This is a genomic window from Paenibacillus sp. Y5S-9 (assembly GCF_036894235.1).
Lineage (GTDB): Bacteria > Bacillota > Bacilli > Paenibacillales > Paenibacillaceae > Paenibacillus.
Window position 1 is genome coordinate 745,472 of record NZ_CP145887.1, and the last position, 13,038, is coordinate 758,509.

A 13,038-nucleotide genomic window follows, 5' to 3' on the forward strand; every position below is an offset into this window, starting at 1 on the left:
TTTAACATGATGTTATTCAACAGCCAGAATACCTTGATCTGTTCAAGGTATTCTGGCTGTTTTGTGTTCTTTTTGAGTTGCTGACACAGATGTATACCTTCTCTAATGACCTAAAATGTTGCATAAATATATCTTGTCAGATGACCAATGGATGTGTAAATATGAAAATAACTTACAATAAAACCACTAACCTATAGCATGACAGGCACCCCTCGCAAGCCAAAGGAGCGCTTAGGATGAACAAAATTAAGAACGCTTTCACAACACTACCGATTCATCACAAAACGATTCTTCTCATCGGACTCTTGATGTTAATCAGCTTTACGTTTTATGCGTCCGTACTCCGATATGTGTTCAGTATCTATGACCGTCAGATCTATGAGAAATCCTCGCAGGTCCTCAATATGTCCTCGGTAGGTATTGAGAATCAACTACGTGAAGTTTCCAATCTCTCCTTCAAGGTGATGTCAGACGAGCCGCTTCAACAATATTTGCTTCAACTTGAAAAGGCCGAGACGGGATATGAGAGAAATGGTCTGCGCAAGAAAATTACCAACCGATTGGTTGCTTATGCGGGTTCTGAGAAATATGTCTATTCCATGCTATTTATCGATAATGATAATAACGTCATGGCTGCAGGGAACCGGGAAGGGATTTCGGAGTCGAAGCAAAGGGAACTGGTATCGCTGGGAGATCAATATACAGGCTCCAATGTCTGGCACACTAGCGGGGATAAACAAGCCAGGCTTTTATCTGTACGACAGGTGAAATCTTTTACTGGGGGCGCATTTACACTGGATAAGCTCGGGACTCTAATTATCCGAGTGCGTCTGGACCGAATCGTACAGGATCAGATGCAGGAACCCGCAGAGGACTCACAGTTATTGATTTCGGATGGAAAAGAAGTAATCTATCCAACCGAATCTTCGGTAAGTGAAGCTGAGATTGAATCGGAACTGAAGCGTACCCAACCCTATGGAATTGCCATGTTTGAGCAGGGGAGACACTTTGTGGCCCGTGCCAATTCTTCCTACACAGACTGGACGTACCTGTACACCACTCCTTTTGACCAGATGTTTAAAAAAATTCAGTTTGTTAAACAGTTGGTCACGGTTATTTTTATCATGATTTTTCTGGGGGCACTCATAATTGGAGCAAAGTTCTCCCGCAGTATTACCCATCCGATTGCGCAGCTGATCAAAAAGATGCGTAATATCGAAAAAGGTGATCTGGATAAATTGGAGGAAGCTGCCTTAGGTAACGTTCCGATGTCTCCACAGAATGAGGTTGGGCTGCTGCATCGCACATTCAAGATGATGCTTCAGCGGATTCGTGAATTAATTGATGAGAATTATGCGAAGCAACTGGTGATTCGTGAGACTGAGTTGAAAGCGCTTCAAGCACAGATTAATCCTCATTTCCTATACAACACGCTTGAATCCATTAACTGGATGGCCAAAGTACAGAAACAACGTCAGATCTCGGAAATGGTTGAGGCGCTTGGATTCCTGCTGCGCAGCTCTGTGAATATGACGGAGAAGTGGATCACGCTGGAAAGAGAGCTGGACATTGTCCGCAGCTACGTTACAATTCAGCGCACCCGTTTTGAAGAAAGACTGGATTTTGATATGGAAATTGCACCTGAGGTGGGATCAGCACGAATTCCCAAGTTAACATTGCAACCGCTTGTGGAGAACGCCATACATTATGCACTCGAACCAAGCATTGATCCTTGCCGAATTCGAATAAGGGCGAGAGCAGAGGGAGAACAAGTCATTATTGAAGTCGAGGACGATGGTCCAGGGATGACACCGGAATTCCTCGAACAATTACAAGAAGGACGCATACAGACAAGAGGACAGGGCATTGGGTTATCTAACATCCAGGAACGAATCAGACTGACCTTTGGCGAAGAAGGCAGAATGGTGATGAGCAGCAAGCCCGGATCAGGAACTGTAGTATCGATCAGCATACCTTGGATTAGAGAGGACGATGACGATGTACAAAGTGATGCTCGTAGATGATGAACGTGTCATTCTGGAGGGAATATCCCAAGTAGTCGATTGGGCCGCAGCAGGTACGGAATTAGTGGGTACGGCGCGGAATGGGATTGAAGCGCTGGACAAAATTGGGCAGTCGAAACCCGATATTATCATTACGGATATTTCCATGCCGGGTCTGGATGGTCTGGGACTCATAGAGAAAGCATCCGAAGCATACCCGGGAGTACGGTTCATTATGTTATCTGGTTATAAAGAGTTCGAATACGCCCGTAGAGCGATGCAGTATGGTGTGAAGCATTATTTGCTCAAGCCTTGCAACGAGAATCAGATCCATGATGCGTTAACTGAACTGTTGCAGGAACATCAGGATGCGCAGGTGAAGGAGCATGTCGCTGGTGAGATGAAACAGCGTTTGCAACGGGTCCTTCCCCATGTAAAGGAACAATTTTTGCTGGAGTTCATGACGAACCGAACCTATGGGCCGGTTGATCTGGAATATTACCAGGAGCTGTTTGATCTGGAACTTGAAGATACAGAAGTTCGGTTACTACTGTTCCGAATTGCAGATGAACATGATTACAGTCATTTATTTGCCATCAAAAATATCGCCAGTGATCTGCTCCCACATGTACTGTTAAGCACAACCATTGAAGGTAGACTCTTGATCCTGCTTGCAGATTCAGCTGATCCGGCTGGACTGAACGAGAATATTGAAGAGGTTCGGGCTGCATTTACCAGACTATATAAATTGGAAGTGACCGCTGCACTGAGCGAAGCAGATCGAATGATCCAGTCTCGGCGATTATTCCGTGAGGCATTACAATATTTGAATCATCGCTTCTTTATTGGTGAAGGCAAGTTGATTACGAAGAATGATCTGGTTCTGGCCGGAGAATGCGACGGGTTGCATGTAGAACAGGATGCCGAGCAGTTGTGTCAGTTGATCAAATCGGGCAATAGCGAGGAAACAGCCGCAGAGGTGGATCGTCTTTTCGATCTATTATCGGGTCAGCAGTTGGAGATTGAGGTGACACGTTCGTATGTAGTGCAGCTGTACTCGGCGATGATTCATGTCTGTCCGCCTGAAGAGGCAACAGAATTTACTCAACGTATGGCAGAGTTGCCCCATATGGACACGTTATCTGCTTTGAAGTCTTTTGTAGCGAGCAGTGCAGCCCGGTTAACCTCTGGTTATTATAAAAATCATATAAGTCGCCAGTCTTCAGCCGTGGAGAAGATGATGGACATCGTGGATCGTCATTATGGAGAGGCAGATCTTTCACTCAATGGAGTCGCCCATCAGATGTTATATATGAATCCGGATTACCTCGGTAAAATTTTCAAAAAAGTCACGGGAGAGAATTTCTCCAACTACGTGAATCGTCTGCGCATTGAACGAGCATGTGATCATATTCGCAGAGGCGGGGATGTGAAGGTATTCGAGCTTGCGGAATTATTCGGATTCGGTGGGAATTCACAATATTTCAGTCAGGTGTTCAAAAAATGGACGGGGATGACACCTACGGAATTCCGCAGGATCGGCATATAACAATGGGCTACCAATCATGTGATTCTTGTCTGGGGAGGACGAACAGCTCCGAGAGGGGGACTGTTGTCCTCCTCTGTTTTTTGAACCAACAAGACGGTTTTGTGTATTCAACTCTGGTCGTACATTTGCGAAAATGACATTAACAAGTTTGTGAAAGCGTTATCAGAAATAAAAAGATAACTCCTTCACACAACCATATCAACATAAAAGGGGAGATTGGCATGGTGAAAAAGGCAATATTCCTGATGATGGCTGCTTTGCTCGTGTTTACAGCGGCATGTAGCTCAGGTGGAGGAACTGAAGGAGCGTCTGGGGACGACTCGGTTACCCTGCGGATCGCTTGGTGGGGCTCGGATGCAAGGCATGAATATACACAGAAGGTCATCGACCTATACAAATCGAAAAACCCGAATGTCAAAATCGATGTGGAATATGCTTCATTTGATGACTACTGGAAAAAGCTCGCACCACAAGCAGCGGCAAATCAGTTGCCTGACATCGTTCAGATGGATATTTCCTACATCAGCCAATATGCACAGAATGGTCAGCTTGAGGACCTAGCACCTTATCTGGGCAACCAGATCAAAGTGGACGATGTGTCCGAGAACGTTATTAGCACAGGTGTAATTAACGGTAAACAATATGGTGTACCTGCCGGTGTAAACGTTCTGGGCTTCCAATATGATCCGGCATTGCTCAAAAAAGCAGGCGTGGATGCAATCCCTGACAATATGACTTGGGAATCATACGAAGCACTGGGTAAACAAACCGCAGAGAAAGGTCTGTATTTGGATGGAGGGATAGCTCCGGATATTTTCTTCCACTACTTCCTGCGTACCAAAGGACATTCCCTCTACAATGCAGAAGGAACTGGTCTTGGTTATGATGATGACCAATTGTTTGTGGAATTCTTCGGACTTATGCGCCGCATGATTGAGCAGGGCGCAGCACCTACACCGGATGTAGCCAACCAAACCAAAGGCATTATTGAGGAATCGGATCTCGTGAAGGAAAAAGGAATCGGCGTATGGCAATGGTCCAACCAGTTCGTAGCCTTGCAACAGGTAGCGAACCGTCCGCTCGAAATTGCTCCAATGCCAGGACCAGATATGGAAAAAGGACTTTATATGCAGCCAAGTATGTACTGGGGTGTGACGTCCAACTCCAAAGTGAAGGAAGAAGCGGCTAAATTCATTGATTTCTGGGTGAATGACGTGGAAGCCAACAAACTGATCAAAGGTGAGCGCGGTGTGCCAATTTCAGGAGCAATCAAAGAAGCTATCGCACCTGAGCTGAGTGACGCAACGAAACAGGTCTTTGAATTCGTAGCAGCCATGGAGCCAAAAGCTTCACCAATGAGTTCTCCGCCACCGGTTGGTTCACCGGAAGTAATCTCTGCTCTGGCAGATGTGGTTGAAGAGTTGAACTTTGGCAAAATTACACCTGAACAGGCAGCAGAAACATTCCGCAAGAACGCCGAATCTGTACTTGCGAACAATAAATAACAGTTGAATGATGGCTTGCTCGTCCCACTTCAGGGATGGTCGGGAATGGGGCTACTCGCGAATGCGAGGGCCTTTCCCCGTCCAGATGACCGAAGCAAGGATGAGGGAGCAAGCTGATCCATGAAGGAGGTTCGTTCCATTGAGGCAGTATTCGTCGTTACGTAGAAACTTAACCGGATATGCGTTCATAAGCCCGTTTATTATTGGATTCCTGGGCTTCACACTGATCCCCATGTTTGTGTCCTTATATATGTCGTTTACGAGTTATAACTTGTTCACTTCTCCGCGGTGGATTGGGCTCGATAACTACACCAAAATGTTTTTTGATGATCCGAAATATTGGAACTCGGTCAAAGTGACGTTTCTGTATGTATTCATTGGGGTACCGTTAAGGTTGATCTTTGCCCTCTTCGTAGCGATGGTCCTGAACACTGGCTCTCGTATGATTGGAACGTACCGGACGCTGTATTACCTGCCATCCATTATCGGTGGTAGTGTGGCTGTATCCATCATGTGGCGTAACCTCTTCAGTAATGAAGGTGTTATCAACAGTGCTCTAACGGCAATTGGGATTGGGCCAATCAGCTGGTTTGGTGACCCGAATGCGTCCCTCGTTATGCTTATCTCACTGTCTGTGTGGCAGTTCGGTTCGTCCATGCTGATCTTCCTGGCTGGTCTCAAAAATATTCCCACTGAGATGTACGAGGCAGCAGGTGTAGATGGTGCAAATCCTATTCGGAAATTTTTCAGCATTACCTTGCCGCTCCTTAGCCCAATCGTTCTATTCAATATGATTATGCAAACGATTGGTGCATTCATGACGTTTGTACCTGCCTACATTATCTCCAAAGGAGAGGGCGGTCCAATGGATGGTACGATGTTGTACTCTCTGTATCTGTTCCGTCAGGCATTTATGTTTAACAACATGGGTTATGCTTCGGCCATGGCCTGGATCATGCTCATCATGATCGGTATACTCACGGTAGCTGTATTCCTGACATCCAAGTACTGGGTGTTCTACGAATCTGAAGGAGGGAAGTAACGATGGTTTGGAGAAATGTGAAATGGCCCATTTATCACCTGTTCGTTGCAGCTCTTGCCCTCCTGATGCTCTATCCCGTCCTATGGATGCTATTCAGTTCATTCAAGGAAAGCCGTACGATTTTCGTCACAGCGGATACCCTGTTTCCTGCGGAGTGGATCTGGAGCAACTATGTGGATGGCTGGAAAGGCACAGCTGGAAGACCGTTTATGGATTACATCACCAACTCACTGGTAATTGTGGTTATTTCCACCATCGGTGCTGTAATATCGTCATCGCTGATCGCTTTCGGTTTTGCCAGACTGAATTTCAAGGGACGTACGTTCTGGTTCTCCTTGATGATGTTAACACTGATGTTGCCACATGACGTGGTATTGGTTCCTCAGTACATCATCTTCACGAAGCTGGGTTGGCTGAATACAATTCTTCCAATCGTTGTCCCTACATTTTTCGGAATGCCGTTCTTCATTTTCCTGATGGTACAGTTCATTCGAACGATTCCGAAGGAGCTGGATGAGGCTGCAACCATCGATGGATGTAACAAATTCAGGCTGTATATTCAGATCATTATGCCTCTGATCAAGTCTTCTCTGGCGACTGCAGCGATTTTCTCCTTCTACTGGAGATGGGAGGATCTGCTCGGTCCGGTATTGTACCTGAACTCGCCTGAGAAATATACCGTATCCATGGCGCTGAAAATGTTCCTGGATAGCGAGTCTGCTTCCAACTGGGGCGCAATGTTCGCCATGTCCATCGTCAGTCTGGTTCCGGTTGTAGCTGTGTTCTTCATCTTCCAAAAACAAATTGTTCAAGGGATGAGCACCAGCGGATTGAAAGGATAAGCCAGATTCACTGTATCTTCGTATCTTCGCCCGAATGAACGTTTACGAAAGTTAACCAAGGAGGTTATCGCTTTTGAATAAAGCTCAGGGTAGTCAGGCCGTTGCCATGGAGGCAGCGGCAGAGGGCCAGGCAGGGTCCGTGACCAGCTGGAAGTTTAACTTTGGACCAGACTCGGGAAGAGCAGATGAGACAGGGGATTATCTGAAAGTAACTGCAACAACCGCATATGAGGAACGCGAAGGATACGGATTCGAGGCAGGATCTCTGGTGTATGAGAAACAACGCATTCGTGATGACGATGTGTCGGATCCTACGAAACAACATTATAACAATCCGGGGCAGACAACCATGTCTGCCCGATTGCGTTCAGGCTTCTGTATTCCGCTCAAAGCATCATTCATCGTGGATGTTCCCGACGGAACCTACCAAGTATTACTCGTTGCAGGTGATGAATTGGCTGAGACAGTGACCCGCGTGAAAGCTGGTGAGGGCAGGCTTGTACTGCCAACCATTCGCACACTTCCCGGACAATGCGCAGAGGTTCGATTCTCGGTTGTTGTTCGTGGCGGCAGACTTCGTCTGTCATTCTCCGGTCCTGCGCCAAGAATCAATGCGTTAGAGATTACCCTTGCGAATCAGACTATGACCGTATTTCTTGCCGGGGATTCAACCGTAACAGATCAGCCGGAGAGTGGATATCCGTATTGCGGGTGGGGCCAGTTATTGCCAGCACAGTTCAAACATGATGTGGCAGTAGATAATCATGCCCAGTCAGGGCGCAGTTCCCGCAGTTTTATTAATGAAGGCAGACTCAGCGCCATTCTGGAGCGAATCAAGCCTGAAGATTTTCTGTTTATTCAATTTGGACATAACGATGAGAAGCCGGACCCCGAACGTGGGACGGACCCATTCACAACATATAAGGAATATTTGAAAAAGTATATCGACGGTGCCCGGGAAGCCAAGGCTCGTCCGGTGCTCATCACCCCGGTGCATCGTCGCTATTTTGCGGATGATGGCACTTTGACCGATACGCATGGCGATTATATCGTCGCCATGCGTGAGCTGGCGGAAGAGGAAGATGTTCCACTGATCGATCTGGCTGAGCGCAGCCGTCTTCTGTTCGAGCAGGCGGGCGTTGAAGGCACCAAGGACGACTTTATGTGGGTACTGCCAGGCGAGTATGTGAACTTCCCCTCAGGCGTGGAGGATAACACGCATTTTCAGGAACGAGGCGCCCGCCGCCTTGCCCAGCAGGTGGCAGAAGCCATCCGCGAGTTGCAATTGCAACCGTTGCAGATGTATCTGCGGTAGGTTCATCCCCTAAATAATTAAGCGAGTTAAACGAAGTAACGAGAAAAACAAAGTTGCCCAGCGAAGAGCGAAGGCAATAAACTTTTAAAAACAGGCGAGCGTAGCAGCGGAGGAGGGCGGAATCGGGTAGAGGGAGCAAAGCGTCCGCCTTTGGAGCGGGATTTCCCCTGCTGAGGGGGAATGGATAGAAATCCCGAGCCAACAGCGGCCCGCAGCCCGATCCGCCCGCCGAAGCGACTGCCCCGCAGCTATTCAGGGTTTAAAAGCTGTAGCAAGTTAAACAAAGTAACGAGCCAGCAAAAGTTGCCCAGCGAAAGAGCGAAGGCAATAATCTTAAAAAAAACAAGCGAGCGTAGCAGCGAAGAAGGGCAGAATCGGGTAGAGGGAGCGAAGCGTCCGCCTTTGGAGCGGGATTTCCCCTGTTGAGGGGGAATTGAATAGAAATCCCGAGCCAACAGCGGCCTGTAGCCCGATCCGTCCGCCGAAGCGGCTGCCCCGCGAGCCCATTTATTTTTAACCTATATTGCACTCGCAAAAAAAGGAGGATGTATTTCAATGACACCTGACCAGACAGAATCAGGCACATCTGCCCATAAGAACGATCCGACAGCGACAGGTCACACCTACTGGGTCATTCCGGATGGCTACATCCCGCCGGAGAGCAGCGGCACACTGGAGAGTCACGAAAGCATCTGTGTACTGAACACCAGTGCAACGGATGCGGAGCTGCACATCACGATTTACTTTGAAGATAGAGAACCACTCGAAGGTATTGTCGCTGAAGTGCCAGCGAGAAGGACGAAGCATATTCGCACTGCATCGCTACGATCCGGGGAGCAGACTATTCCTATGGGCGTACCTTATGCAATTACGGTTTCGAGCAACATCCCCGTTATCATCCAGTACAGTCGTTTGGACACGACCCAGCCTGAATTGGCTTTGATGAGTGTCATGGCGTATCCATTAGGATAACTTCCCTAATCGACAACATAGTTGGAGATGGTAAGAAGCCCCGTAACCTTGCATCCAATGCAGGCCGGGGCTTCTTTTTCTTCATTTAATCGCTGTATTTATACGTGCTCGCATTAAGGATATCCACATGGACCTCTACTTTGCCGAGCTTGAAACGCTCCAGGGGGTCTGCACGTTGGGAGACCTCTTGTTGCCATAAGGGCAGATTGTGGCGATAGAGGTGTTCCACGAGACCGTATGAATCGATCTTGCGTGACTTGGTTTTTTCGAACGTATCTCGGATTTGGGATTCGATTTGTTTCTCCGCTTCCTGTTCCATGGCATGTGGAGACCGAGGAGCCCCGTGATCTTCGGTGATGGAGCTTTTGACCGAGGTAACTAGATCAAATGTGACGCCATCTCCTTGTTTTCTCGCCGTGATTCTCGTCTTGGGATGGCGAAGCATCAAGGTTAAATCAGGAGTTTTCCCACCATTCCCATATACGTATAGTGGGTACTGATGTACGCGCTCATAATTTACGTAACGTGTACCATCTGCATCTGCTCCTGCAACTCTACCCTGACTTGTGCCTTTGGAAATGACATAAAACCCATCCATTCTAACAAGGGGGGGCGTTTTATCGCCGTTGAACCAGGTCTCGTTCCTCGTTGATACCGAGGGTAAAAGAACGATGGAAGCCGGCTCCCGTAGTCCATCGAGAAGCTGATGGAGCCGGATAGGTTCGAAACCGGAATGCTGTTTGTATAGCCTCATGGGCTCGAATAACTCAATCGTCTGGGCAGATTGGTTCAGCAGCGCAGATGGGGAGAGCACATCCGGAATGTTCTGCTCTGTCGCGTAAATCCAGGGTGTATATCTCAGTTGACCTGAATGCAGCAACGTATTAAATATATCCTCCAGCTTCCCTTCCAGAGCATTTTTCGATAAAACAATGGCTTTAACATGAGTCCAGAGCGTTTGCTGCTGTGATGTTTCATACAAGTCGTTAATAGCCATGCTCAGTGTTGAACCTTCGCCCCGTCCAATCCAGATATCCCTTGTTTCCCGGGAAGTTGGCGTTTCCTGTTTTGCAATACTGGAGAAGTCAATCAACTGGGCATACGCAATATATTGGTTGTCCACATAGTCTATTCCAATGGCCGTGATGAAGTTAATACTTTGCACCTCTTTGGAATCCCAGCATCCCGTTAGCAGGATCAAGCACCCCGCAAGTAGGCCACTCATGGACGTCCATCTGATCATGACCGTTTTCTCCAGCGAGTGGAATCTTGGGTGTGAAGTGCTTCTGGACGCTTGTTTTTTTTCATGGAAGGGGGCATGGATACGGCCTGAGTGAAGTCTCCTGGAATGTAGGGAGATACGGGTGACAGATAGGATACGCCATAACACTCCAACGATACGAGGTGTACCAACAGAGCGAACAGTCCGATCATAAATCCAAATAATCCAAGGATCGAAGAAATAATGAGCATTCCGATACGAATTTGTGCAGTAGCCCCGCTGAGCACGGTATTCACGAGAATATAGCTGGAGATGACTGAGATCGCTACCGTAACTATGATGGTGGGCGATGTAATCCCGGCACGAATGGCTGCATCCCCGATGATAAGTCCGCCGACCACGCTGACCGTCTGCCCTAACGCACGTGGTAACCGCCGACCGGCTTCGTTAAATAGCTCGAACATAAAAATCATTAAAAAGGCTTCCAGCGTCACCGGCATGGGCAGGCCCATTCTAGTACCAGCAATTGTAGCCAAGAGAGGTAGCGGAATCTGTTCCACATTGAAACTGGTCAGGCCGATGTAGAAGGCTGGGAAGAAACAGGCAATCAGCAGACCGGAAATACGCAAAATCCGTTCGAAGGTAACGATGAAAAAAGGTGTGCTTTTGTCTTCCGGGGACTTCAACTGATTGAAAAGTGTAGTTGGTGCGATGACCGCCACAGGAGAACCTTCAATGAGAACGGCAAAACGTCCATTTAACAGGGAATCGACGACAAAATCAGGACGTTCAGTATTATCTGTGAGTGGAAAAATACTTCGAATCCCTCCCATGACAGCTCGCTCCATGATTGAGGTACCCAGAATGCCGTCAATCTCAATCTGATCCAGATTGTGTTGTGCTTCTTTCAGAATGTCTGGATTAATAATATCTTTTACATATAGAAGTCCAATGGCAGTTTGGGTACGACCACCTTTGACATATTTCTCATAACACATCGAAGATGTTTTCATTCGTTTGCGAATAAGGGCCACGTTGGTAGTGAGTTCTTCGGTGAATCCATCGCGCGGGCCTTTAACTGATGTTTCAATGGCTGATTCTTCTGGACTGCGTCCCGGGATATCAGCGATATCCAGACTGCAGGCCTGCACACCATTACCAAAAATGATCAGTAGTTGTCCACTAAAAATCAAAAGATTAAGTTTCTTGGAATCAGTGAGATCCTCAATCGGATTTAAGGTTAATCCCAGTTCGTGGGGATGTGATTCCTCAATGATCAGGGAGTGTTGTTCCAGACGGGGAATAATAAATTGATTGATTTGTTTGCCGTCGACCAGTCCTTCGCAATAGAGCAAAATGACTGGCTGATCGGATTCATCTTTGACAGGAAAGGTCTGAATAACAACATCTGCACATGGATTGAACTGCTCTTTCAAAGAGGCAAGCAGTGTCTCATGGGACGTGGTGTCAATCGCTTGATGCTCCATGATGTTTCCTCCTCTGATGGCGTGAATGGATAAAGGCAACCGTCGTCGCGATAATCGCTAGTCCGCTCAGATACAAGAGATTGAACGGAAATATGTATTCGACCAGAAGCTTTTCGAAGGTCATATCATCCAGAGGATACAACATGGTTAGAATAAAGAAGACACCTAACGAGATACAACTGATAAGCCTTCTGGTAGAGCTCTTAATATTCCATATTTCTACTACAATATACATGGCGAGACTAATCCGGGTGAACGAGCCTGCGAGCCATTGGTAGATGGAAAAGAAGTCGGTTTGGGCGATGTATTTGCCCAAGGAGGCAATTCGCCATTCTTCAAAGGCGGGATATCTCATTTTGGCAGCCTCAAAAGGATCGAATTCCACAATCGCCCCGATGAGTGGGCCGACAGTCAGTCCCACAAGAATGAGTGCGAGCATCAGATACTGCCATACACGTATACGTTTGGAGAGATGAGGCTGGATATACCAGATGAACAGCAGTTCAAACATGCCTGCAAGACTGTAAATCATGCCATTCAGCACCGGATGCCAGCCATGTTCTAACACAGGCAGGAGACGGCTATAATCCTTGTATTGAGTGTTCACAATTGCAACATAGAAGCCCAGCAGTACCACTAGTGGAAGGATCAATCCTGCCGTAAATGCCAGTGAGCGGATACCTTTATATGCCCCATAGGCACAGAGAGACATGATGGCAATACTGGTTACCAGAATTGGCGTTTCTGTCAGATAATTTGTTTTGGCCCAAGTGGTGGTATCGTGCAGGGTGAAATAGATTGCGCTCAGAAAAAAGAGGCTGTTCCCAACTCGAAATAACATGCCAATGGGCTTGCCGAGACGGGATGTTAACCATTCATGCAAGGTTTGATGCTGGAGGAAACGAGAGACATAAGCGAGCATTAGCGCAAATATCAGAAATGGTCCGGCTGATAACAGGACGGAAATCCAAGAATCCCTTTTGGCCGCAGCCAAAAGGGCAGGAATAATTAGAACATGGCTGATCAAGCCAACGGACAACATGATCAACATCATAGCTTGTAAAAAAGAAGGTTGTGTTCGTTTCATGCTGAGGGGTCTCC

Annotated in this window: 10 protein-coding genes; 7 read left to right on the forward strand and 3 right to left on the reverse strand. The window is 47.4% G+C overall.

Features of this window, described 5'->3' with window-relative positions; all coding sequences use genetic code 11:
• Positions 1 to 236 precede the first annotated feature (236 nt).
• The 7 genes from V6669_RS03465 (at position 237) to V6669_RS03495 (ending at position 9,228) form a co-directional block, all read left to right on the forward strand.
• Positions 237 to 2,024, forward strand: coding sequence for a histidine kinase (locus tag V6669_RS03465; RefSeq protein WP_338590722.1), 1,788 nt, complete (start codon positions 237 to 239; stop codon positions 2,022 to 2,024).
• The gene (locus tag V6669_RS03470; RefSeq protein ID WP_338590724.1) at positions 1,999 to 3,552 is read left to right on the forward strand and encodes a response regulator; all 1,554 of its coding nucleotides are present in this window, start codon (positions 1,999 to 2,001) and stop codon (positions 3,550 to 3,552) included. The genes V6669_RS03465 and V6669_RS03470 overlap by 26 nt, the downstream gene beginning before the upstream one ends.
• A gap of 221 nt (positions 3,553 to 3,773) precedes the next feature.
• Positions 3,774 to 5,057 (forward strand): sugar ABC transporter substrate-binding protein, encoded by a 1,284-nt coding sequence (locus V6669_RS03475; RefSeq protein WP_338590726.1) that lies wholly within the window; start codon positions 3,774 to 3,776, stop codon positions 5,055 to 5,057.
• Between the two features lie 139 nt (positions 5,058 to 5,196).
• The gene (locus V6669_RS03480; RefSeq protein WP_047841423.1) at positions 5,197 to 6,099 is read left to right on the forward strand and encodes a sugar ABC transporter permease; all 903 of its coding nucleotides are present in this window, start codon (positions 5,197 to 5,199) and stop codon (positions 6,097 to 6,099) included.
• Positions 6,100 to 6,101: 2 nt separating this feature from the next.
• Positions 6,102 to 6,941, forward strand: coding sequence for a carbohydrate ABC transporter permease (locus tag V6669_RS03485; protein ID WP_338590729.1), 840 nt, complete (start codon positions 6,102 to 6,104; stop codon positions 6,939 to 6,941).
• Between the two features lie 73 nt (positions 6,942 to 7,014).
• The gene (locus tag V6669_RS03490; protein WP_338590731.1) at positions 7,015 to 8,256 is read left to right on the forward strand and encodes a rhamnogalacturonan acetylesterase; all 1,242 of its coding nucleotides are present in this window, start codon (positions 7,015 to 7,017) and stop codon (positions 8,254 to 8,256) included.
• A gap of 555 nt (positions 8,257 to 8,811) precedes the next feature.
• The gene (locus tag V6669_RS03495; RefSeq protein WP_338590733.1) at positions 8,812 to 9,228 is read left to right on the forward strand and encodes a sensory rhodopsin transducer; all 417 of its coding nucleotides are present in this window, start codon (positions 8,812 to 8,814) and stop codon (positions 9,226 to 9,228) included.
• A gap of 85 nt (positions 9,229 to 9,313) precedes the next feature.
• On the opposite strand, the gene V6669_RS03500 is transcribed toward V6669_RS03495, so the two are convergent.
• From V6669_RS03500 to V6669_RS03510, 3 genes are read right to left on the reverse strand one after another with little or no spacing between them, the layout of a single operon-like run.
• Positions 9,314 to 10,471, reverse strand: a complete 1,158-nt coding sequence (locus V6669_RS03500; protein WP_338590735.1) for a Ger(x)C family spore germination protein — start codon at positions 10,469 to 10,471, stop codon at positions 9,314 to 9,316.
• Entirely contained in the window at positions 10,468 to 11,937 is a 1,470-nt protein-coding gene (locus V6669_RS03505; RefSeq protein ID WP_289391102.1) for a spore germination protein, read from the reverse strand. Before V6669_RS03505 ends, V6669_RS03500 begins: the two co-directional genes overlap by 4 nt.
• Positions 11,918 to 13,024 carry an endospore germination permease gene (locus V6669_RS03510; RefSeq protein WP_338590738.1) on the reverse strand — a complete coding sequence of 369 codons (1,107 nt, stop codon included), beginning with the start codon at positions 13,022 to 13,024 and terminating at the stop codon, positions 11,918 to 11,920. Before V6669_RS03510 ends, V6669_RS03505 begins: the two co-directional genes overlap by 20 nt.
• Positions 13,025 to 13,038 lie beyond the last annotated feature (14 nt).

What these genes read in the sequence shown, in the direction of transcription:
- V6669_RS03465 (WP_338590722.1), top strand. Translation starts at nt 237, where the DNA reads ATGAACAAAATTAAGAACGCTTTCACAACACTACCGATTCATCACAAA.
- V6669_RS03470 (WP_338590724.1), top strand. Translation starts at nt 1,999, where the DNA reads ATGTACAAAGTGATGCTCGTAGATGATGAACGTGTCATTCTGGAGGGA.
- V6669_RS03475 (WP_338590726.1), top strand. Translation starts at nt 3,774, where the DNA reads ATGGTGAAAAAGGCAATATTCCTGATGATGGCTGCTTTGCTCGTGTTT.
- V6669_RS03485 (WP_338590729.1), top strand. Translation starts at nt 6,102, where the DNA reads ATGGTTTGGAGAAATGTGAAATGGCCCATTTATCACCTGTTCGTTGCA.
- V6669_RS03495 (WP_338590733.1), top strand. Translation starts at nt 8,812, where the DNA reads ATGACACCTGACCAGACAGAATCAGGCACATCTGCCCATAAGAACGAT.
- V6669_RS03500 (WP_338590735.1), bottom strand. Translation starts at nt 10,471, where the DNA reads ATGATCAGATGGACGTCCATGAGTGGCCTACTTGCGGGGTGCTTGATC.
- V6669_RS03505 (WP_289391102.1), bottom strand. Translation starts at nt 11,937, where the DNA reads ATGGAGCATCAAGCGATTGACACCACGTCCCATGAGACACTGCTTGCC.
- V6669_RS03510 (WP_338590738.1), bottom strand. Translation starts at nt 13,024, where the DNA reads ATGAAACGAACACAACCTTCTTTTTTACAAGCTATGATGTTGATCATG.